Genomic DNA, 21,574 nt, shown 5'->3' with positions numbered 1-21,574 from the left:
CTGTGTGTTATTTCAGTAATAACTCAGCCGTTTCTCTGTTTGTCACCAGACAATTAATATAGCGTCCGTGCAATGCGCCAAGAATGCCAGAGTATTTCTCTTCCCCCATGGCGATGCCGATGGAATAGCGAGCCTGGCGCAGCTTCGCCATTTCGATCGACAGGGTTTTTTCGCTCATATTGGTATCGACTAACCCGCCGTTAATATCGTAGAAACGCGAACAGATATCCCCGGCGACGTGGCGGGCGTTGAGATCGTCGCTCTCTTCGCTGCCGTAGAAGGCGTGCCAGTTTGCGCCGTCGCGAATGGCCGGTGAACCAATACCCACCAGCGCCACATCCAGGCTGTCCCAGTAGGATGAGATGGTTTTAAAGTGCTGGGACTGCATGATGCCGTTGCGGATCAGCGGGTTATCCAGCAGGGCTGGAAAATCGGCAAGGTGGGATTCCGCTTTCAGTCTGGCTGCCGCGCCGTAGGTTAAGGTGTTCACATGGTAGCGGCTCTCCAGTTTACCGGAAGGTCCACCGATGATGGGGACGCAGATCACCTGGCGTGACTGGCTGGCCTGCGGCAGGTTCTCCACCAGCGAACGCACGGCGCGGCCCCATGAAAAACCGATGATATCGCCTGGCTCCAGCAACCGATCGACAAGCAGGGCGCCATGCTGGCCCATCGCACTCAGCTGTTCTTCTTCCAGCAGCCCATCGCTGCTGGCAACCACCGCCTCTTTCAGGCCAAATTTTTGCTTGAGCTGTTGCTCGAGCCACAGGTTTTCATTGTAGTCATAGTTGATGGCGATGGTAACAATGCCCTGCTCGCGGCCGCGCTTCAGCAGGCGACTGATGGTGGTGCGATAGATCCCCAGCTCGCGAGCAATTTGCGCCTGAGTCATATCCTGCTCGTAATAGAGCTGGGCGATTTTGACAATCAACCGGATATCGTCACTGTTTTCCATGGTCATCTGCAGGCTCCTGCACATTTGTGCAAATCGCGGGTTTGTGCTGTTGATCTGATATAACCCTATTAGAGCCACCGTTTAAAGCGATTTTCTTTTATTTCATCACCCTAATCTGGCGAATAATCTTGCACATTTGCGTTATCAATAGCGGGTTGTTGGCACCTTTGTGCATTGCACGCTAAATCGCTGATTCTGTGATATTTCATCATGCAAAGTTGCCAGGCGTTGAGCGGGACACTTTTGTGAAAAAAGGCGTAGTCGATCACACCTTGCGCCGGAGGGCGCAAAGGCACATCTTTTTTCTCGCCCACAAGGTAGGGTATATTTCGCTTTTACAGGAGAATCTATGCTGCCCGACTCATCAACCCGATTAAATAAATACATCAGTGAAAGCGGCATCTGCTCGCGTCGCGAAGCGGACCGCTTTATTGAACAAGGCAACGTCTTTATCAATGGCAAGCGCGCCACTATTGGCGATCAGGTGAAGCCTGGCGATTTAGTCAAAGTGAACGGACGGTTGATTGAGCCGCGCGAAGCGGATGATCTGGTGCTGATTGCGCTGAATAAGCCGGTCGGCATTGTGAGCACCACGGAAGACGGCGAGCGCGACAACATTGTCGATTTCGTCAACCACAGCAAGCGTATCTTCCCTATTGGCCGTCTGGATAAAGATTCACAGGGGCTGATCTTCCTCACCAACCACGGCGATCTGGTGAACAAGATCCTGCGCGCCGGCAACGACCATGAAAAAGAGTATCTGGTGACGGTCGATAAGCCGGTGACCGATGAGTTCATTCGCGGCATGGGCGCGGGGGTACCGATTCTCGGGACCGTGACCAAAAAATGTAAGGTAAAGAAAGAAGCGCCGTTCGTTTTCCGCATCACTCTGGTGCAGGGGCTGAATCGCCAGATCCGTCGTATGTGCGAGCACTTTGGCTATGAAGTGACGAAGCTTGAGCGTACGCGGATCATGAACGTGAGCCTGACGGGGATCCCCTTGGGTGAATGGCGTGATCTAACCGATGACGAGCTGATCGACCTGTTCAAGCTGATTGAAAACTCCTCTTCCGAAGCGAAGCCGAAAGCCAGGCCGAAGGCCAAAGCGGCGACTCCCGGCATCAAGCGCCCGGTGGTGAAGATGGAAAATAGCAACGATAAGGGCCGCCCGGCTGGTAACGGGAAACGTTTCACCCAGCCGGGACGTAAAAAGAAAGGGCGTTAACGCCTGCCGCGGGTCGGCGTATTCGCCGACCAGGAAAAGGTCGCTTCCTTATCCGTTTTATAAGCCTGCTGTTTTCTCACCTGGCGGGCTTTCTTCGCTTCCGCTTCACGCTGCGCCATCAGCTTATCGATATATTCCTTTTTCACGCTGTTCGTTTCCGCATTGCTCAGCGGGCGGCCATGCGCAATACGCGCGCGGTCAAGCAGCGTTTTCAATTCGCGCTGTTCGCGCTCGGTCATCTCTTTTTGTGTAATACGGGGGAGTGCCATGGTGGTGCCCTCAGTCAGACCAGAGCACCCAGTGTACGGCAATGAATATTTTACTGATAGCCTGTATGGCAACTAAAGCAGGCACACGCCCGGGCCTGCGCCCGGACGTATCACGCTCAGCGCTTGTCGGCTTTTTTGGCGATGGGCTTTCCTGACCAGTACCCGGCCAGCAGCGAACCGGACAGGTTATGCCAGACGGAGAACAGCGCGCCCGGCAGCGCCGCCAGCGGGCCGAAGTAAATTTTACCCAGCGCGGCCGCCAGGCCGGAGTTCTGCATCCCCACCTCGATCGCCAGCGTACGGCAGGTGGATTCATCAAAACCAAACAGACGTCCGCCCCAGTACCCGCCAAGCAGACCAATAGTGTTATGCAGGATCACCGCGATAATCACCACCAGGCCGACGGAGGCGATATGGGCGGCGGAACCCGCCACCACCGCGCTGATGATCGCCAGAATGCACACCATCGAGAAGGCGGGCAGGAACGGCTCTACCGCTTTCACCACCTTCGGCAGCAGATGATGGACAATCAGTCCCAGCGCGATGGGAATGACCACAATCTGCAGAATGCTGAGCAACATGCCCATGACGTCGACCTGAATATGCGCGTCGACGTACAGACGGGTGAGCAGCGGTGTCGCCACGACGCCGACGAGGGTGGAGACCGAGGAGATGGTCACCGACAGCGCCACATCCCCTTTGGCAAGAAAGATCATCACGTTGGAGGCGGTCCCGCTGGCGACGCTGCCGACCAGCACCATCCCGGCGGAAAGCTCCGGCGGCATATGAAACAGCAGCGCCAGCAGCCAGGCGGCGAGCGGCATCACCAGATAATGGAGAAAGATCCCCGCAGCGACCGGCGCCGGGCGCGACAGGACGCGTTTGAAATCCTCCAGCTTCAGATGCACGCCCATACCGAACATGATCAGCATCAGCAGGGTGGTGACCCATGGGCCAATTGGGGTGAAGGTGGTGGGAGTGTAATAGGCCAGAACGGAGAGCAGCAGTGCCCATAACGGGAACAGCCGCGTCAGAGTTGCGAGCATGTTGTGTTCCTTGCGATACGCGAACCGGGCCGCGCCATCCCGATGGGCGGCGAGCAGGTCAGCTGGTTGTGTTGATGTTGTTATAAAAAAGCCGGGTTCGAGCCCGGCTATAGGTATTGTTTATCGTGCTAAGGAATTTTATTCAAACAAATTATGATGCAGCTTCTGCACAACCTTCTCCGCATCGTCGCCCGGCACCAGGAAGCACAGGTTGTGGCTGGAGGCGCCATAGCAGATCATGCGGATGTTAAACGGCTCGAGGACGCCAAAGACCTCTTTGCCGACGCCGCAGGCTTTCGACAGCTCATTGCCAATCAGGGCGACCAGCGCCAGATTTTCTTCCACTTCCACGCGGCACAGCGAAGAGAGCTCGGTCAGCAGCGCCTGGGTCAGCAGGGTATCGCCCGCAGAGGTCGAGCCGGTGGTGTCCATGGTCAGGGCCACGCTCACTTCGGAGGTGGTGATCAAATCAACTGAGATGTTATGGCGCGCCAGAATACCGAACACTTCGGCGAGGAAGCCGCGGGAGTGCAGCATATTCAGGCTGTGCAGCGTCAGCAGCGTTTGCCGGCGACGCAGCGCCAGCGCGCGGAACAGCGGCGGGTTCTCGGTGGTTTTACACACCAGCGTACCGCCCGCTTTAGGCTCTTTACTGGAGCCGACAAACACCGGGATATCGCTGCGCACGGCAGGCAGCAGGGTCGCCGGATGCAGCACTTTGGCGCCAAAGGTGGCCATTTCCGCTGCCTCTTCAAAGGCGATGACGTCGATGCGTTTCGCCGCCGGCGCGACGCGCGGGTCGGTAGTATAGATCCCCGGGACATCGGTCCAGATATCGACGCGGGTGGCATTCAGCGCTTCGCCGAGCAGAGCGGCGGTATAATCGCTGCCGCCGCGGCCGAGGGTGGTGGTGCGGCCTTTCGCTTCGCTGCCGATAAAGCCCTGGGTCACCACCAGGCCTTCCGCCAGGCGCGGCGCCAGCTGCTGCTGGGTCAGTTCGGCGACGGCGGCGATGTCCGGTTCGGCGCGGCCAAAGCGATCGTTAGTGCGCAGCACTTTACGGGCGTCAAACCACTGCGCCTGAATACCGCGTTCACGCAGAATTTCCACAAACAGCAGGGTAGACATCAGTTCGCCATGGCTGACCAGTTCGTCGGTCAGGGCGGTTGAGGAGGCGAGCGCGGCGGCTTCCGCCAGCGTCGTGATATTTTCCAGCAAGCGCTCAATCTCTTCGCGGATCACGTTGGGATAACGCAAACGCTCCAGAATATTGAACTGGATCTGACGCAGAGCGTCCAGCTGGGAAAAACGTTCGGTGGGTTCCAGCCCTCCCGCTAAGGCCACCAGAATGTTGGTCACGCCGGCAGAGGCGGAGAGCACAACAATACGGGTATTGGCATCGAGCAGCGCCACATCGATGCTGCGGTTCATTGCGTCAAAATCAGCAACGCTGGTGCCGCCAAATTTGGCGACGACTAGATCTGTCATAACAACCTCGTGTCAGGGGGCCTGACTTATTAAAACGATTCCTGAGCACCGATCCTGGCAGGGGCTGGACGCCGCCGGATCGCAACAAAATGTCTTAATAAGCCAGGCCAAATTATTCAGCCATGGCACAAGGGAAGAGCGATAAACAGGGTGGCGCAGAGTGATAAACAACTACGATGTCACCCAGAAGTGCTCCACCTTGTAGACCCGACTCACCGCTTTGGGCGCTGAGGTGTTCGGGTATGAAACGCCCGACTGCGAACGTTTCTGGTGACAACCCAGGGGATTCAGCCCCTGTGGCCGGCGAGGAGCGTGACCAGACGCTCTTTCACCTCGGCGTTGCTCCCCCTCACGTATCTTCCCCGGACTGGTTCCTCCAATACGGTTACCTGGGCAACGCACCTCTTCTGGCAATTACTGACGTCTTTCACCTGGCCGGGGGAACAGGGACATTATATCCCCCGCGAATACCCTTTCGCTGTAGCGTGAAATGCGCGAGCAATAGATACCTACCAATACGTAAGCACTGCGGATATATAAAGGCTTAACGCCAGCTATGTCAACGCTGCGGTTATGCGGATTTTTCATGCCTCTGCGGCTAACAGAAAAAAGCCTTATGATAGCTATACTAATGGGGCTTTTTACTCCGTTTTGACCCGATTCCTGACCGGCGTCAGGGTCAAGTCACAAAAATCATCACAATTTTCCGTCACCGGCGCTACAATCGACCGAAGTCACAATCTCAAATCAGAAGAGTATTGCTAATGAAAAACATCAACCCAACGCAGACCTCTGCCTGGCAGGCATTACAGAAACACTTCGACGAAATAAAAGATGTCACTATCAGCGAGCTTTTCGCCAAAGATAGCGACCGTTTTTCTAAATTTTCCGCGACGTTCGACGATCTGATGCTGGTGGACTTCTCCAAAAACCGCATCACTGAAGAGACGCTGGCTAAACTGCAGGATCTGGCGAAAGAGACTGACCTGGCGGGCGCTATCAAGTCGATGTTCTCAGGTGAGAAGATCAACCGCACCGAAGACCGCGCGGTACTGCACGTCGCGCTGCGTAACCGCAGCAATACGCCGATTGTGGTTGATGGCAAAGATGTGATGCCGGAAGTGAACGCTGTGCTGGAGAAGATGAAAACCTTCTCCGAAGCGATTATCTCCGGTAGCTGGAAAGGCTACACCGGCAAACCGATCACCGACGTGGTTAACATCGGTATCGGCGGCTCCGACCTCGGTCCTTTCATGGTGACCGAGGCGCTGCGTCCGTATAAAAACCACCTCAACATGCACTTTGTCTCTAACGTCGATGGCACCCATATCGCCGAAGTGCTGAAGAACGTGAATCCGGAAACGACTCTGTTCCTGGTGGCGTCCAAGACTTTCACTACCCAGGAAACCATGACCAACGCCCACAGCGCGCGCGACTGGTTCCTGGCAACCGCGGGCGACGACAAGCACGTGGCGAAACACTTCGCCGCGCTTTCCACCAACGCGAAAGCGGTTGGCGAGTTCGGCATCGACACCGCCAACATGTTCGAATTCTGGGACTGGGTTGGCGGCCGTTACTCCCTGTGGTCGGCGATTGGTCTGTCCATCATTCTCTCCGTGGGCTTCGACAACTTCGTTGAGCTGCTGTCCGGCGCGCATGCGATGGATAAGCACTTCTCCACCACTCCGGCGGAGAAAAACCTGCCGGTGCTGCTGGCGCTGATCGGCATCTGGTACAACAACTTCTTCGGTGCGGAAACCGAAGCGATTCTGCCGTACGACCAGTACATGCACCGCTTTGCCGCTTACTTCCAGCAGGGCAACATGGAGTCCAACGGTAAGTATGTTGACCGTAACGGCCACGCGGTAGACTACCAGACTGGCCCAATCATCTGGGGTGAGCCGGGCACCAACGGTCAGCACGCGTTCTACCAGCTGATCCACCAGGGCACCAAAATGGTACCGTGCGATTTCATCGCTCCGGCTATCACCCACAACCCGCTGTCTGACCACCATCAGAAACTGCTGTCTAACTTCTTCGCCCAGACCGAGGCCCTGGCCTTTGGTAAATCCCGCGAAGTGGTTGAGCAGGAATATCGCGATCAGGGTAAAGACCCGGCGACCCTGGAGCACGTGGTGCCGTTCAAAGTGTTCGAAGGTAACCGCCCGACTAACTCCATCCTGCTGCGTGAGATCACCCCGTTCAGCCTCGGGGCGCTGATTGCCCTGTACGAGCACAAAATCTTCACCCAGGGCGCGATCCTCAACATCTTCACCTTTGACCAGTGGGGCGTTGAGCTGGGCAAACAGCTGGCTAACCGCATCCTGCCGGAGCTGAAAGACGGCAGCGAAGTTAGCAGCCACGACAGCTCTACTAACGGCCTGATTAACCGTTATAAAGCCTGGCGCGCATAACGCTTGCGCAGCTAAGACGGAATGCCGACCCTTTGGTCGGCATTTTTATTTATAGCCGCCGCAGCAGCCTCGCCGGATTCCCCGCCCACACGCCTTTCTCGGTAATGGACTTCGTTACCACGCTGCCCGCGCCTATCACCACCCCATCGCAGATGCTGACGGCCAGAATCGTGGCGCCGCTGCCGATCGACACGTCATCGCCAATCTCGATCCGCCCCCAGCTGGCGCGGTCGGCGTTTGGTTTACCCTCGCGAAACAGGTCGTTGGCAAACATCACGCCGTGACCGATAAAGCAGCGCTGGCCGATGGTGACGTACTCGCAGATAAAGGTATGGGACTGAATTTTACTGTTCGCGCCGATGCGGGTATTTCCCTGGATCTCAACGAACGGCCCGACGAAGACGTTATCGCCGAGCTGGCAATCATAGAGGTTGGCGGGCTGGTAAATAACGACATTTTCCCCACAAACGACGTTACGTACGCCGGTATCACGAAGCTCAGGCATAGTTCCTCTCAAATCGGTTTGGCCAGAATATGTAAGGTGCTTTGCTGGCTGGCGGAGTGGAAAATCGTGTCTCTGATGTGCTGCATCCCCTGGCGTTCGTAAAAACGGCGCGCGGCGGGATTCGCGGCGAGTACTTCCAGCCACAGCCAGCTTTCACCGGCCGTTTTTGCTCGCGTCTCGACGGCGTGAAAAATATGCTCGCCGTAGCGGTGGCCAGTCTTCCCCGGCATCAGGTAGAGCTTATGCAGCAGCGTACCAATCTTGCCGTCGTCAGCCATTCGCTGCTGATAGCTATATTTAGCGAAACCAACAGGAGAGGGGGCTTCGGCGATGAGCCAGTGTTGGGTCGCATCCGCAAGACTCCGACGTAGCGCATCTTCGGCATATTCTTGCTTAAGAAATAACGCCAGTTCATCGGCATCGCGCCAGAGATGAGCAAAGTGGTGATGATAGCTGGCATAGCCCATCGCGCTAAGCTGGGGCGCGTCCTCGGGACATGCCTGTCGAATAGTTAACATGCTGCGTTCCTCGCGTCGTTCTGCGGCTATATTGCCTGTAAAGTGAACAATGTGGAACGACAAAAATCGGTGGGAGAAGGCTGGAGGCGCTCCCTCCAGCCTGGGGGTTAGCGGGCGAAAGCGATCGCTTCGATTTCGACGCCGGCATCTTTCGGTAACCTTGCCACCTCCACACAGGAGCGCGCCGGAAAGGCCGCCTGGTGTTCGATAAAGAAGGCCTCGTAGGCGGCATTGATGGCGGCAAAATCCGCCAGGTCTTTGACAAACACCGTAGTTTTAACGATCTGCCTGACCGTGAGTCCGGCGGCTTCGACGATGGCTTTCACGTTCTCCAGTGATTGCCGCGCCTGTTCGGCGATATCGCCTGGCATGGTGCCGTCCAGCGGATTAATCGGCAGCTGACCGGAGGTGATGGTCATCGCGCCGAGATTGACGCCCTGCACGTACGGGCCGATAGCGGCAGGCGCGTCAGCGGTGGTAATAATCATACGGTTTATCCTTCAAACGGTTACATAAAATAATTTAACAACACCAGCGAGCCGACGCCGCTCACTACCACCCACACCAGACCTAAACGGAAGCTGGCGAGCGTGCAGATGATGGCGGCGATCACCTTCGGATTTTTTAAGTCGAACTCCATGCTGGAATTCACGCTCAGGATCTGAATGGTGATGATGGCCGGCAGAACGGTGACCGGCACGAAGCGTAGCGTTTTGGTCACCCGCTCGGACATCTGGATCTTGCCGGCCAGGCCGATAAACGAGAAACGGATGAGAAAAGTCACCGCGGCCATGCCCAGCGTCAGGGCGATAAAATAGCTATTACTCATTTTCCATCGCCTCCACTAACGGCATATCGGATTCGGTTTTTGCCATCTGCTTGCGCTCTTCCGCCAGGTCGACGCACAGGCCGGCGAGGACGCCAAGCACTGAGGCGACGACGATACCCAGCGAATAGGGTAGGACCACTAACAGCACGCCGGAAACGGCGGCTACAACCGCGGCGACGGTGCAGGCCTGGCTTTTAATTTGCGGCACCACGATGGCGATAAAGGCGGCGACCATGGCGAAATCGAGACCGTATTTCTCAATGTGGGGAAACGAGGCGCCGACCAGCGCGCCAAGAAAATCAGCCAGCACCCAAATCGCCCAGAAGGTAATCATCGCCGAACCATAAAACAGATATTTTTCCTTTTTATTTCCTTCCATCTCTTTGACGGTGGTGGCATACACCTCGTCGGTGAGCGCATAGGACATAAAGCATTTTTTAAAGAATGAAGCTTCGCGCACGGTGCCGGAAATAGAGGCGCTATACAGCACGTGGCGAAGATTGATAATTAATGTGGTGAAAATAATCACGCCGAGCGTGGCGCCGGTTTTTAACATATTCAGTGCCAGCATTTGCGCCGAGCCGGCAATGACGATCGCCGACCACGCCGTACTCTGCCAGACGCTCATGCCCGCGCTAACGCTTAATGCGCCGACAATAAATGAAAATGGAAAGTCGCCGATGCATAGGGGCATAATAGCGCTGGCGCCGCGGAAGATGACTTTTTTATTCATCTGCTATACCTGCTAATTTATAAATAATAGTGTGGGTAGAGTACGTTAATCGGGACCTGCTCTTTCAGGCCCGTGAAATGGTATTATTTAGCGACCATAATGCTGATAATTTCTTTATCGGTGAGAGTCATTGGTTTAATCACCAGACGGCACAGGTTATTAATAGTCTGCTCGACATCGGCGCAGACAATACCGTCATTGGCGCCAGCGCAGCTATTTTGCATGGCCATTAGTACCGCCTTAAAGGCGCTGGATACCACTGACGAGACTTTCATCGCGCAGCTGTTGGAAGCGCCATCACAAATCATGCCGGTAATATCGCTGACCATATTAATAATTGCGGTATTAATGGTGTTGATGTCGCGGGTAAACAGCCATGCCATACCGGCGGCGGCGCCCATAGCGGCGGTTGAGGCTGCGCATAGCGCAGATAAGCGCGTATAACGAGAATGAATTGAGATGGCGGTGAGATGAGAGAGAGACAAAGCGCGAGCCAGGGTCTCTTCATCGACGCCGAGATGCTCTGCAACCACCACTACCGGCATGGTTGCTGTAATGCCCTGATTGCCTGAGCCGAAGTTAGACATCGCTACCACCGGCGCGCCGCCCATGCGGGCATCTGAAGCGGCGACGGTGTTGATGATCACCTTGCTTAACAGATCGTTGCTCATCAGGCCGTTTTTCACTGCGTCAGAAAAGGTACCGTTAATGTTCAGGCCATATTTTTTTGTTTTGCCTTCTGCCGCCAGCGCGGAGTTTAAGCGCGCGGCGTCGAGAATAAAGCGAATATCATTAAAGTCGACGCAATTAATAAAGTCGTAAGCCTGTTGTAGCGAGAAAGTGGGCAGCGTTTCGCGCTGGGTGCGCGTATTCTGTTTTTCGCTTAATGGCTGCGGCTGGCCATTAATATAAAGTTCGACCACGTTGGTGTGGGTTCCTTTGACCACGACACGACAGCAATTCTCGCCAGCAGAGAGGGTTAGATCGAGATGAATAAAATCAGGAGTCTCTTCGACGGCAATATCAACGGCGTTATTGGCGATCAGCTTCTGCGCCATTTCAACGTGTCGCGGAGTGATATCTTCCAGCGTTTTTAATCCCTTTTGCGGGTCGCCGCCAAATGCGCCAATTGCGGCTGCCAGCGGTACACCGCAAACGGTGGTGCCGGGTATGGTGACGCCCATCGCGTTTTTATAAAGATTGGCGGAAATAAAACCGCTAATTTTAGTGCAAGGCTGATCCAGATATTGTGCGGCGTAGGCGGCCGCGAAGGAAATAGCGACGGGTTCAGTACAACCTAAAGCCGGGGCGACCTCTTGTTTGAGCCATTTTACGTACAGGGAAGCGTTATCGGTGTTCATAATGATTTAATGTCCAAAATTAAATTTTATTCAGCTGCGATAATGCTAAGACAAAAGATAAGAAAAAACTTACCCTAATAACCATAAAAAGACTGTGGTTTGGAGAAAAATTTTATCTTATGGGAGGTTTTAAGATACACCTGTTTCAAAAAGTAAACTTTTTATATTTCAGTTAGTTGGTTTGATTCGTTCTAAGCGTAACGGATGATTTTGTTAATCTGCTCACAGCGTTGCTGGAAGGACAATTTTCTCTTGTTCGTACTTTTCGAATCAATAGCCCGGAGATAGCGTAAGACGAAGGAATCATAGGTAGATCTGGATCACACTTTTGCGCTATACAGATCGACAACGTTCATGCATTTGAGGTGTCACTATGCCGTCGGTATATCGTCCGCTGGTTAATTTCGTTGCGAAGGCCATGCAGGCCGTGCTGAATCTGGCACTGCTGTGCCTGGGAATTATTCTGGTGGTGTTCCTGGGAAAGGAGACCCTGCATCTGGCGCACGTACTGTTTACGCCGGAGCCGGTGAGTAAGTACAAGCTGGTCGAAGGGCTGGTGGTCTATTTTCTCTACTTTGAGTTTATCGCGCTGATTGTTAAATATTTTGAATCCGGTTTTCACTTTCCACTGCGCTATTTCGTCTATATCGGTATTACCGCGATTGTGCGGCTTATTATCGTCGATCATGAGTCGCCGCTGGCGGTGCTCATTTACTCCGCGGCGATCCTGATCCTGGTGATTACGCTCTGGCTGTGTAACTCCAATCGCCTGAAACGCGAATAAAAAAAGCGGCCTCCAGGGCCGCTGACCAACAGTCACAAATAGAATTTATGTAGGGTCCAGTTGAGGATAGCAGTGGCATTGACCTTACTTTTTCAGCTGAGGGCGACGGCGACAATACCCGGTTGGGGTCGTGTATTGCGGCTAGACCGTCGGCCCTCCTCTGAAATTTGGGGCCGGTGTTACAAAAAAATTAACCTTTCACTCCACCCGCCGTCAGGCCATTAACCAGCCAGCGCTGCGCCAGCAGGAAGACAACCGTGATCGGAATGGCGGAGAGCACCGCCGCGGCGGCAAAGTCGCCCCACAGATAGTTCTGCGGGTTGAGATACTGTTGCATACCTACCGCCAGGGTATAGCTGTTCACATCGCGCAGCAGCAGCGAGGCGACCGGCACTTCGGTGATGGCCGCGATGAACGACAGAATAAACACGACTGCCAGAATCGGCACCGACAGCGGCAGCAGCACCAGACGGAAAGCCTGCCATGGGGTCGCGCCATCCAGCGCCGCCGCTTCTTCCAGCGAGCCATCGATGGTTTCGAAGTAGCCTTTAATCGTCCAGACGTGCAGCGCGATACCGCCCATGTAGGCAAAGATGACGCCGCCGTGGGTGTTGAGGCCGACGAACGGGATGTACTGGCCCAGGCGGTCAAACAACGCGTACAGGGCAACCAGCGACAGCACCGCCGGGAACATCTGGAAAATCAGCATCCCTTTCAGCAGGGTCGCTTTCCCCGGGAAGCGCATACGGGCGAAAGCGTAAGCGCAGGTGGTGGAGAGGGCGACGATGCCGATCGCGGTGATCCCGGCGACCTTAATCGAGTTCCACAGCCACAGCAGGACCGGGAACGGCGGCGGCGTGACGCGGCCATCGGCGTGTTCGACGCTGAAGCCTAACGCCAGACGCCAGTGCTCCCAGGAGATGGTATCCGGGATCAGGCTGCCGGTGGCGAAGTTACCCTCGCGCAGCGAGATGGCGATAACCATCAGCAGCGGAAACATAATCGCGGCGATAAAAATCAGTAGCAGGAGATGCGTGGTAAATAAACGTAGCTTCTGCGATTTGGGTTGGACCATAGCCATTATCGTTATCTCCCTTAATCAAACTTCATGCGCGTGGCTTTCAGATTCACAATCGCTAACGCGCCAACCAGCAGGAAGATTAGCGTTGCGATAGCCGCCGCCAGGCCGAAGTCCTGACCGCCGCCGCCTTCAAAGGCGATGCGATAGGTGTAGCTCACCAGCAGGTCGGTATAACCGGCCGGGGTGGTGGTGCCGAGACGGTCCGGACCGCCGTTGGTCAACAATTGAATCAGGACGAAGTTGTTAAAGTTAAAGGCGAAGCTGGCGATCATCAGCGGCGTTAGCGGCTTAATCAGCAGCGGGAAGGTAATTTTAAAGAAGTTCTGGAACGGGCCGGCGCCATCCATTGCCGACGCTTCGTACAGATCGTCCGGAATCGCCTTCAGCAGCCCCATGCACAGGATCATCATGTACGGGTAGCCCAGCCAGGTGTTGACGATGATGATCATGGTGCGCGCGGTGGTCGGGTCGCTAAACCAGGCCGGCTTAATGCCGAACAGCGTGCTGAGCATCATGTTGATTTCACCAAAGCTCTGGTTGAACAGCCCTTTGAAAATCAGAATCGAAATAAACGACGGTACGGCGTACGGCAGAATCAGCAGGACGCGATAAATCGCTTTGCCTTTCAGCGCTTCCCACTGCACCAGGCAGGCGAGGATCATCCCCACCGCGACGGTCAGCACCACGGTCAGCACCGAGAACACCACCGTCCAGACGAAGATCGCGAAGAACGGTTTCTGAATGCCTTCATCGTGGAAGACGCGGGTAAAGTTGTCCCAGCCGATAGTCACAGTGTAGCCCGGGCTCAGCTTCTCATTGCCCCAGCTGCCGTCGGCGTTAATTGCCTGGTAGAAGCCGACGTCGTTGTTCGGGCGGTATTTAACGTGGGTCTGATTGTTGGTCAGTACCCCGTCTTCGCCGAGGGTATACAGAGGCTGGGTACCGGAGAACTGGCGCAGGGAGCTCATGATGACTTTGCTGTCATCCGGCAGCACAGCGGTCAGCTGGTTCAGCGCGGTGCGATTCTGGGTAATCACGCGCAGGTTGGCGCGCTCGCCTTCCGGCAGGGCGTCGGTTTCTTTTAACGCCAGCTTCTGCTCGCCGCCAAATTTAAAGGCGTCAGAAAGGTAGTTTTTACCGCTTTCGCCGTCGGTCAGCGCCAGCTTCCACTCGTCACCCGCAGGGATCAGCGTGAAATTATAGGCTTTGCCGGCCTGGAAGGAACGATCCATCAGCACCTGCTGCGCACGCTCAAAGGTCAGCTGGTTGGTGCTGCTGTAGTTGGTAAACGCGATAGCGATAGTGCAGATCAGCGGAAACAGGACAAACAGGCCCATGCCGGCGAGGCCGGGATAAACATAGCGCCAGGCATAAGCCTTGCGATTAGCGAAAATATACAGGCCAACTGAGCTTAAAATCAGCGTCATGATGGCGAACAGGTACTCCCCCTGGGCGTACATCAAAACAACAAGGTAACCCACCAGCAGGCACAGTAAGCCAATCACAGACCATGTGAGTTGCGGGCTTTGCCACCAGTGTCTCTTTTTAACGGCATCCATGGGGATCATCCTCTACAGCGGTGAAAACTTATTTGTCAGGTGGCGCTTCGCTTGCCTGACCTACGGTCCGAGCCGTAGTGGTAGGGCGGGTAAGCGCGCGCGCCACCCGCCGTTTTCTTACTTAGTGATACGGCTCTGTGCATCTTTCAGCGCAGCATCGACAGTCTGGCGACCGCTGGCGGCGTTGATAACCGCGGTACGAACGGCATACCAGAAGGCAGACATCTGCGGGATGTTAGGCATGATTTCGCCTTTCTGGGCGTTCGCCATGGTGGCAGCGATGCGCGGATCTTTTTCCAGTTTTTCCTGGAAGGATTTCAGCGCCACGGCACCCAGCGGTTTGTCGTTGTTAACGGCTTCCAGACCCTGATCGGTCATCAGGTAGTTTTCGAGGAACTCTTTGGCCAGCTCTTTGTTCGGGCTGGCGGCGTTGATCCCCGCGCTCAGCACGCCAACGAACGGTTTCGATGGTTTGCCTTTAAAGGTTGGCAGCAGGGTCACGCCGTAGTTAACCTTGCTCTTATCGATGTTAGACCACGCCCACGGACCGTTGATGGTCATCGCGGTTTCGCCTTTGTTGAAGGCCGCTTCCGCGATGGAGTAATCGGTATCGGCATTCATGTGCTTGTTCTTGATCAGGTCAACCAGGAAGGTCAGGCCCGCTTTCGCGCCTGCGCTGTCCACGCCGACGTCTTTCACATCGTACTTGCCGTTTTCAAACTTGAACGCGTATCCGCCGTCGGCAGCGATCAGCGGCCAGGTGAAGTACGGTTCCTGCAGGTTGAACATCAGCGCGCTCTTACCTTTCGCTTTCAGTTCTTTATCCAGCGCCGGGATCTCTTCCCAGGTCTTCGGCGGGTTCGGCACCAGGTCTTTGTTGTAAATCAGGGACAGGGCTTCGACTGCGATCGGGTAGGCGATCAGTTTGCCGTTATAGCGAACCGCATCCCAGGTGAACGGATAGAGTTTGTCCTGGAACGTTTTGTCCGGGGTGATTTCCGCCAGCAGGCCCGACTGCGCGTAGCCGCCGAAACGGTCATGCGCCCAGAAGATGATGTCCGGGCCGTCGCCGGTCGCCGCAACCTGCGGGAATTTCTCTTCCAGCTTGTCCGGGTGTTCTACGGAAACTTTAATGCCGGTGTCTTTTTCAAACTTTTTACCCACTTCAGCGAGGCCGTTGTAGCCTTTGTCGCCGTTAATCCAGATAACCAGCTTACCTTCTTCAATTTTTGCGAGGGCAGAGGCGGAAAACATCATCGTGGTCAGTGCCGACAGCGCGAGGATGCGAGCGCCAGTTTTGATTTTCATATACCCGTCCTTTTTGGTGTTGTACTCGTGGATACACTTCGGTGGCTTAACGATGATGAGTTTCCTTTTTTAACAACCCCTTTCCATCCTCCCCAGGTCTACGCCCCACCCGCTGGTTGTGTGATCTCCATTGCAAAAACGGCCGTATTGCGTCCTGGAGCACAGAAAAAAGCGCCCAATTTTGTCGCCTCCATCACGAAATCACGCTCCGCCCGCCATCCCCCGCGGCGAGAGCCAATCTCTCATCCTCCCATCTCCTCCCCCATAAAAAAGCCGGGGGGTGGAGGATTTACCTGCGTAATGAATGCCGCATAGTCGACCCATCTTGAATGTGACTGTTAGTGACAGGTTGTAACGAAGGGAGAAGGGCATGGCGAGCGTACAGCTGCGAAATGTAACGAAAGCCTGGGGTGACGTGGTGGTATCGAAAGATATCAATCTCGATATCCACGAAGGGGAATTCGTCGTGTTTGTCGGGCCATCGGGCTGCGGCAAATCTACCCTGCTGCGTATGATTGCCGGGTTAGAAACTATTACCAGCGGGGACCTGTTTATCGGTGACACCCGCATGAACGAGATCCCACCGGCAGAACGCGGCGTTGGGATGGTATTCCAGTCTTATGCACTCTATCCCCACCTTTCCGTTGCGGAAAATATGTCGTTTGGCCTGAAGCTGGCCGGCGCGAAAAAAGATCTGATTAACCAGCGGGTGACTCAGGTTGCGGAAGTGCTGCAGCTGGCCCATCTGCTGGAGCGTAAACCGAAAGCCCTCTCCGGCGGTCAGCGCCAGCGCGTGGCGATTGGTCGTACGCTGGTGGCAGAGCCAAGCGTTTTCCTGCTGGATGAGCCGCTTTCCAACCTCGATGCCGCCCTGCGCGTCCAGATGCGTATCGAAATCTCCCGTCTGCATAAGCGACTGGGCCGCACCATGATCTATGTCACCCACGATCAGGTGGAAGCGATGACCCTCGCCGACAAGATCGTGGTCCTCGACGCCGGCCGTGTGGCGCAGGTTGGGAAACCGCTGGAGCTCTATCACTATCCGGCTGACCGCTTCGTTGCCGGCTTCATTGGTTCACCGAAGATGAACTTCCTGCCGGTCAAAGTCACCGCGACGGCTATCGATCAGGTGCAGGTTGAACTGCCGAACCGTCAGCAAATCTGGCTACCGGTGGACAGCGCCAACGTGCAGGCGGGCGCCAATATGTCCTTAGGTATTCGACCGGAGCATTTATTGCCCAGCGATATCGCCGATGTAACCCTTGAAGGCGAGGTCCAGGTCGTCGAACAGCTCGGTCACGAAACGCAAATTCATATCCAGATCCCCGCCATCCGTCAGAACCTGGTTTACCGCCAGAACGACGTGGTGTTGGTAGAAGAGGGAGCCACATTCGCTATCGGTTTGCCGCCAGAACGTTGCCATTTATTCCGTGAGGATGGCACCGCTTGTCGTCGGCTGCATAAAGAGCCGGGCGTGTAAGGCTTCCCATTAAAAAAGCGCGAACCCGGCTGGCGATATACCGGCGAAGCGTGCAAAGAAAAGCAATGATCTCAGGAGATAGAATGATGATTACTCTGCGCAAACTTCCTCTGGCGGTCGCCGTCGCAGCAGGCGTGATGTCTGCTCAGGCGCTGGCTGTCGATTTCCATGGCTACGCGCGTTCCGGCATTGGCTGGACCGGCAGCGGCGGCGAGCAACAGTGCTTCAAAGCAACCGGCGCTCAAAGTAAATACCGTCTTGGTAACGAATGTGAAACCTATGCGGAACTGAAGCTGGGCCAGGAGCTGTGGAAGGAAGGGGATAAGAGTTTTTATTTCGATACTAACGTTGCCTATTCCGTGAATCAGGAAGATGACTGGGAAAGCACCTCTCCGGCGTTCCGTGAAGCCAACATCCAGGGTAAAAACCTGATCGACTGGCTGCCGGGCTCCACGCTGTGGGCGGGTAAACGCTTCTATCAGCGTCATGACGTTCACATGATCGACTTCTACTACTGGGATATCTCCGGCCCGGGTGCAGGTCTGGAAAACGTTGACCTTGGCTTCGGTAAGCTCTCTCTGGCCGCTACCCGTAACTCAGAAAGCGGCGGCTCTTATACTTTCTCCAGCGATGACACCAAAAAATATGCTGCGAAAACTGCCAACGACGTCTTTGATATCCGTCTGGCGGGTCTGGAAACCAACCCGGGCGGCGTGCTGGAGTTAGGGGTCGATTACGGCCGTGCTAACCCGCAGGATGACTATCGCCTGGAAGACGGCGCGTCGAAAGACGGCTGGATGTGGACCGGTGAACATACTCAGTCTATCTGGGGCGGCTTCAACAAGTTTGTGGTTCAGTACGCCACTGACGCAATGACCTCCTGGAACAGCGGCCACTCTCAGGGGACCAGCATCGATAACAACGGCAGCATGATCCGCGTTCTGGATCACGGCGCGATGGACTTCAACGATGACTGGGGCCTGATGTACGTGGCAATGTACCAGGACGTGGATCTGGACAGCAAGAACGGTTCTACCTGGTACACCGTGGGTGTCCGTCCGATGTACAAATGGACGCCGATCATGAGCACCCAGCTGGAAATCGGTTACGACAACGTGAAATCCCAGCGTACCAGCGAAAACAACAACCAGTACAAAATTACTCTGGCTCAACAGTGGCAGGCAGGCAACAGCGTCTGGTCTCGTCCGGCTATCCGTATCTTCGCAACCTACGCGAAGTGGGATGAAAACTGGGGCTACAGCAACACCTCCGGTCTGCAGACGAAAGACAGCAGCGGAAGCGGCGCTTTCACCTCCAGCCGCGGTGACGACAGCGAAGTTACCTTCGGTGCCCAGATGGAAGTGTGGTGGTAATACCGTCCGCAGGACGGGTGTAACCTGGGAGGGGCGTCAGCCCCTCCTGATTATTCAGGGTTAGCGCGCTATTGCCTGGCTACCGCTAAACCGATGCTATCCAAGGTGAGAAGAATGAAAATGAAGAAAACTCTCGTCGCTCTGTGTTTATCCGCAGGGATGTTGGCATGCGTGCCGGGGATGAGCCTTGCCGATGTTAACTTTGTACCGCAGAACACCAGCGCCGCGCCGGCTATTCCAGCCAGCGCGCTGCAGCAGCTGATCTGGACGCCTGCCGATCAATCAAAGACGCAGAGCGTTGATTTAACTACCGGCGGTCAACGCCTGGATGTCCCGGGGATTGTCGGACCGGTCGCCGCCTGGAGCGTGCCGGCCAATATCGGTGAGCTGACCCTGACGCTCGACAGCGAACTGAACAAACATAAGCAGATTTTTGCGCCGAACGTGCTGATTCTCGACCAGAACATGACGCCCGCGGCGTTCTTCCCCAGCAATTACTTTACCTATCAGCAGCCGGGCGTGATGACCGCTGACCGCCTGGGCGGCGTGATGCGCCTGACCCCGGCGCTGGGCCAGCAAAAGCTCTATGTGCTGGTGTTTACCACTGAAAAAGATCTCCAGCAGACCACGACCCTGTTGGATCCGGCGAAAGCCTATGCCAAAGGCGCTGGCAATGCGGCCCCGGATATCCCGGATCCGATCGCTAAACATACCACCGATGGCGTGCTGAAGCTGAAAGTGAAAACTAATAGCACTTCCAGCGTGCTGGTGGGGCCGCTGTTCGGCTCTTCCGGCCCGGGTCCGGTAACCGTCGGCAACACCGCGGCGCCGGTAGCCGCGCCAGCCGCCGCCGCGGCGCCGGCCGCCAAAAGCGAGCCGATGCTCAGCGATACCGAAACCTACTTCAACAATGGTATTAAGCAGGCGGTGAAACAAGGTGACATCGACAAAGCCCTGAAATTGATGAACGAAGCTGAGCGCCTCGGCTCGAAATCCGCTCGTTCCACCTTTATCAGCAGTGTAAAAGGCAAGGGGTAATCGTCTCCCCACAATGCTGATGTTTAGGCACAGCCTTTAGGTGCATCCTCCGGGATGCACCTTTTTTTGCACGCGCGGCAGCCTGTTGCATGGCTGTTGCGTGAATGATCGTATATTGACGTTTGCCCGCCACCAACCGCCTATTCTGCGATACAATGCTTTCACGTTATGTACCGGAGAATCAGGCATGTCCCATCCTGCGCTTACGCGACTGCGTGCGCTGCGCTATTTTGCCGTTATGCCATCCCTGCCGCCGCCGCTAAGTGACTGGCTGCTGCTGGAGGACTCAATGACCCAGCGCTTTGAACAACAAGGAAAGCAGGTCACCGTGACCCTGGTTAACGAAGGGTATATCGGCCGTGACGCGCTGACTGACGAAGCGGCGCTGCTGCCCGACGAGCCGCGCTACTGGCTGCGGGAGATTATACTCAATGCCGATGGCGAGCCCTGGCTGGCCGGGCGCACGGTGGCGCCGGAGTCGACGCTGTGTGGTCCGGAGCTGGCGCTACAGCAGCTCGGGCAAACTCCGCTGGGCCGATACCTGTTTACGTCGTCGACATTAACCCGCGATTTTATTGAAATTGGTCGCGATGCAGCGCTGTGGGGGCGTCGTTCCCGCCTGCGGCTGAGCGGCAAACCCCTGCTGCTGACCGAGCTTTTTTTGCCTGCGTCGCCGTTGTACTAAGAGGAAGAAAAAATGGAGTGGAGTCTGTCGCAGAATAAGCTGTTGGCGTTTCATCGCCTGATGCGCACTGACAAACCGATCGGCGCTTTGCTGCTGCTGTGGCCGACGCTGTGGGCGCTATGGGTGGCCTCGCCGGGCGTCCCGCCGCTGTGGATCCTGGCGGTATTCGTCGCCGGCGTCTGGCTGATGCGCGCCGCCGGCTGCGTGGTGAATGACTATGCCGACCGAAAATTTGATGGTCACGTAAAGCGTACCGCCCGCCGTCCGCTGCCGAGCGGCGATGTTACCGAGAAAGAGGCGCGAACGCTGTTTATCGTGCTGGTGCTGCTCTCTTTCCTGTTGGTGCTCACCCTCAACACCATGACCATTCTGCTGTCGGTGGCGGCGCTGGCGCTGGCGTGGGTCTATCCGTTTATGAAGCGCTACACTCATCTGCCGCAGGTGGTGCTGGGCGCGGCCTTTGGCTGGTCGATCCCGATGGCCTTCTCGGCCGTCAGCGAATCGCTGCCGCTGAGCTGCTGGCTGATGTTCCTCGCCAATATTCTGTGGGCGGTGGCCTACGATACCCAGTATGCGATGGTGGATCGCGATGACGACGTTAAGATCGGCATCAAGTCGACGGCGATCCTGTTTGGCGAAAACGATCGTCTGATTATCGGTATCCTGCAGGTGGCCGTACTGGCGCTGATGGGCGCGGTGGGTTGGCTGAATGGGCTGGGCTGGGAATATTACTGGTCGCTGTTCGTGGCGGCGGGTCTGTTTGGCTGGCAGCAGAAGCTTATCTTCAATCGCGACCGCGATAACTGCTTCAAAGCGTTTATGAACAATAACTACGTCGGGCTGGTGCTGTTCCTCGGCCTGGCGATGAGCTACCTGTAACCTCCTGTCCGCTGCCCCCCGGCATTCCGGGGGGCAGCAAACGC

Annotated in this window: 21 protein-coding genes and 1 riboswitch; of the genes, 8 read left to right on the top strand and 13 right to left on the bottom strand. The window is 55.8% G+C overall.

Going from position 1 to position 21,574, the window contains the following annotated elements; all coding sequences use genetic code 11:
• Positions 1-7: 7 nt before the first annotated feature.
• A complete protein-coding gene (locus AB1E37_RS24030) occupies positions 8-955 on the bottom strand; it encodes a sugar-binding transcriptional regulator (protein ID WP_002884616.1) in 948 nt (315 codons plus the stop codon).
• A gap of 349 nt (positions 956-1,304) precedes the next feature.
• Between AB1E37_RS24030 and rluF the strand changes: the two genes are divergently transcribed.
• Positions 1,305-2,180, top strand: coding sequence for a 23S rRNA pseudouridine(2604) synthase RluF (rluF, locus tag AB1E37_RS24025; protein ID WP_002884619.1), 876 nt, complete (start codon positions 1,305-1,307; stop codon positions 2,178-2,180).
• On the opposite strand, the gene AB1E37_RS24020 is transcribed toward rluF, so the two are convergent.
• The 3 genes from AB1E37_RS24020 to lysC form a co-directional block, all read right to left on the bottom strand.
• Positions 2,177-2,449, bottom strand: coding sequence for a DUF3811 domain-containing protein (locus tag AB1E37_RS24020; protein WP_002884625.1), 273 nt, complete (start codon positions 2,447-2,449; stop codon positions 2,177-2,179). The genes rluF and AB1E37_RS24020 overlap by 4 nt on opposite strands.
• A gap of 116 nt (positions 2,450-2,565) precedes the next feature.
• Positions 2,566-3,495 (bottom strand): ketopantoate/pantoate/pantothenate transporter PanS, encoded by a 930-nt coding sequence (gene panS, locus AB1E37_RS24015; protein ID WP_002884627.1) that lies wholly within the window; start codon positions 3,493-3,495, stop codon positions 2,566-2,568.
• A 138-nt stretch (positions 3,496-3,633) separates the two neighbouring features.
• Positions 3,634-4,983, bottom strand: coding sequence for a lysine-sensitive aspartokinase 3 (gene lysC, locus AB1E37_RS24010; RefSeq protein ID WP_004146591.1), 1,350 nt, complete (start codon positions 4,981-4,983; stop codon positions 3,634-3,636).
• A 179-nt stretch (positions 4,984-5,162) separates the two neighbouring features.
• A riboswitch (Lysine riboswitch) is annotated at positions 5,163-5,398 on the bottom strand.
• 349 nt (positions 5,399-5,747) lie between these two features.
• On the opposite strand from lysC, the gene pgi reads away from it, so the two are divergent.
• The gene (gene pgi / locus AB1E37_RS24005; protein WP_023280733.1) at positions 5,748-7,397 is read left to right on the top strand and encodes a glucose-6-phosphate isomerase; all 1,650 of its coding nucleotides are present in this window, start codon (positions 5,748-5,750) and stop codon (positions 7,395-7,397) included.
• A gap of 49 nt (positions 7,398-7,446) precedes the next feature.
• On the opposite strand, the gene AB1E37_RS24000 is transcribed toward pgi, so the two are convergent.
• The 6 genes from AB1E37_RS24000 to AB1E37_RS23975 all read right to left on the bottom strand — a co-directional run bounded on the left by AB1E37_RS24000 (position 7,447) and on the right by AB1E37_RS23975 (position 11,343).
• Complete coding sequence (locus AB1E37_RS24000) at positions 7,447-7,902, bottom strand: acyltransferase (protein ID WP_004177857.1); 456 nt, start codon at positions 7,900-7,902, stop codon at positions 7,447-7,449.
• A gap of 8 nt (positions 7,903-7,910) precedes the next feature.
• Positions 7,911-8,420 (bottom strand): GNAT family N-acetyltransferase, encoded by a 510-nt coding sequence (locus tag AB1E37_RS23995; protein ID WP_004153543.1) that lies wholly within the window; start codon positions 8,418-8,420, stop codon positions 7,911-7,913.
• Between the two features lie 107 nt (positions 8,421-8,527).
• Positions 8,528-8,908, bottom strand: a complete 381-nt coding sequence (locus AB1E37_RS23990) for a Rid family detoxifying hydrolase (protein WP_032448197.1) — start codon at positions 8,906-8,908, stop codon at positions 8,528-8,530.
• A 20-nt stretch (positions 8,909-8,928) separates the two neighbouring features.
• Positions 8,929-9,249: an AzlD domain-containing protein gene (locus AB1E37_RS23985; RefSeq protein ID WP_004177855.1), complete on the bottom strand. Its 321-nt coding sequence runs from the start codon at positions 9,247-9,249 to the stop codon at positions 8,929-8,931.
• Positions 9,242-9,982: an AzlC family ABC transporter permease gene (locus AB1E37_RS23980; protein WP_004177854.1), complete on the bottom strand. Its 741-nt coding sequence runs from the start codon at positions 9,980-9,982 to the stop codon at positions 9,242-9,244. Before AB1E37_RS23980 ends, AB1E37_RS23985 begins: the two co-directional genes overlap by 8 nt.
• 83 nt (positions 9,983-10,065) lie before the next feature.
• On the bottom strand, positions 10,066-11,343 hold the full coding sequence (locus tag AB1E37_RS23975) for a serine dehydratase subunit alpha family protein (protein WP_032448198.1): 1,278 nt from the start codon (positions 11,341-11,343) through the stop codon (positions 10,066-10,068).
• 373 nt (positions 11,344-11,716) lie between these two features.
• Here AB1E37_RS23975 and psiE point away from each other — a divergent pair, with 373 nt between their 5' ends.
• Complete coding sequence (gene psiE / locus AB1E37_RS23970) at positions 11,717-12,127, top strand: phosphate-starvation-inducible protein PsiE (protein ID WP_002884721.1); 411 nt, start codon at positions 11,717-11,719, stop codon at positions 12,125-12,127.
• Between the two features lie 190 nt (positions 12,128-12,317).
• Here the strand turns inward: psiE and malG are convergent, their stop codons facing one another.
• From malG to malE, 3 genes are all read right to left on the bottom strand, one after another.
• Positions 12,318-13,208: a maltose ABC transporter permease MalG gene (gene malG / locus AB1E37_RS23965; RefSeq protein WP_002884725.1), complete on the bottom strand. Its 891-nt coding sequence runs from the start codon at positions 13,206-13,208 to the stop codon at positions 12,318-12,320.
• A gap of 14 nt (positions 13,209-13,222) precedes the next feature.
• Positions 13,223-14,767 (bottom strand): maltose ABC transporter permease MalF, encoded by a 1,545-nt coding sequence (malF, locus tag AB1E37_RS23960; RefSeq protein ID WP_032448199.1) that lies wholly within the window; start codon positions 14,765-14,767, stop codon positions 13,223-13,225.
• Positions 14,768-14,884: 117 nt separating this feature from the next.
• Complete coding sequence (gene malE, locus AB1E37_RS23955) at positions 14,885-16,075, bottom strand: maltose/maltodextrin ABC transporter substrate-binding protein MalE (protein WP_009309456.1); 1,191 nt, start codon at positions 16,073-16,075, stop codon at positions 14,885-14,887.
• 370 nt (positions 16,076-16,445) lie between these two features.
• Here malE and malK point away from each other — a divergent pair, with 370 nt between their 5' ends.
• The 5 genes from malK to ubiA all read left to right on the top strand — a co-directional run bounded on the left by malK (position 16,446) and on the right by ubiA (position 21,530).
• The gene (gene malK / locus AB1E37_RS23950; RefSeq protein WP_002884743.1) at positions 16,446-17,555 is read left to right on the top strand and encodes a maltose/maltodextrin ABC transporter ATP-binding protein MalK; all 1,110 of its coding nucleotides are present in this window, start codon (positions 16,446-16,448) and stop codon (positions 17,553-17,555) included.
• Positions 17,556-17,638: 83 nt separating this feature from the next.
• On the top strand, positions 17,639-18,928 hold the full coding sequence (locus AB1E37_RS23945) for a maltoporin (RefSeq protein ID WP_002884747.1): 1,290 nt from the start codon (positions 17,639-17,641) through the stop codon (positions 18,926-18,928).
• Positions 18,929-19,042: 114 nt separating this feature from the next.
• Positions 19,043-19,966, top strand: a complete 924-nt coding sequence (gene malM, locus AB1E37_RS23940; protein ID WP_004151749.1) for a maltose operon protein MalM — start codon at positions 19,043-19,045, stop codon at positions 19,964-19,966.
• A gap of 187 nt (positions 19,967-20,153) precedes the next feature.
• Positions 20,154-20,651, top strand: a complete 498-nt coding sequence (gene ubiC, locus AB1E37_RS23935) for a chorismate lyase (RefSeq protein WP_002884807.1) — start codon at positions 20,154-20,156, stop codon at positions 20,649-20,651.
• Positions 20,652-20,663: 12 nt separating this feature from the next.
• Positions 20,664-21,530 (top strand): 4-hydroxybenzoate octaprenyltransferase, encoded by an 867-nt coding sequence (gene ubiA, locus AB1E37_RS23930; RefSeq protein WP_002884808.1) that lies wholly within the window; start codon positions 20,664-20,666, stop codon positions 21,528-21,530.
• Positions 21,531-21,574: the final 44 nt, after the last annotated feature.

Source organism: Klebsiella sp. Shm-1 (genome assembly GCF_040804525.1).
GTDB lineage: Bacteria > Pseudomonadota > Gammaproteobacteria > Enterobacterales > Enterobacteriaceae > Klebsiella > Klebsiella pneumoniae.
The sequence above is the reverse complement of the archived record's forward strand: the minus strand, read 5'-3'. Positions and strand labels throughout refer to the sequence as shown.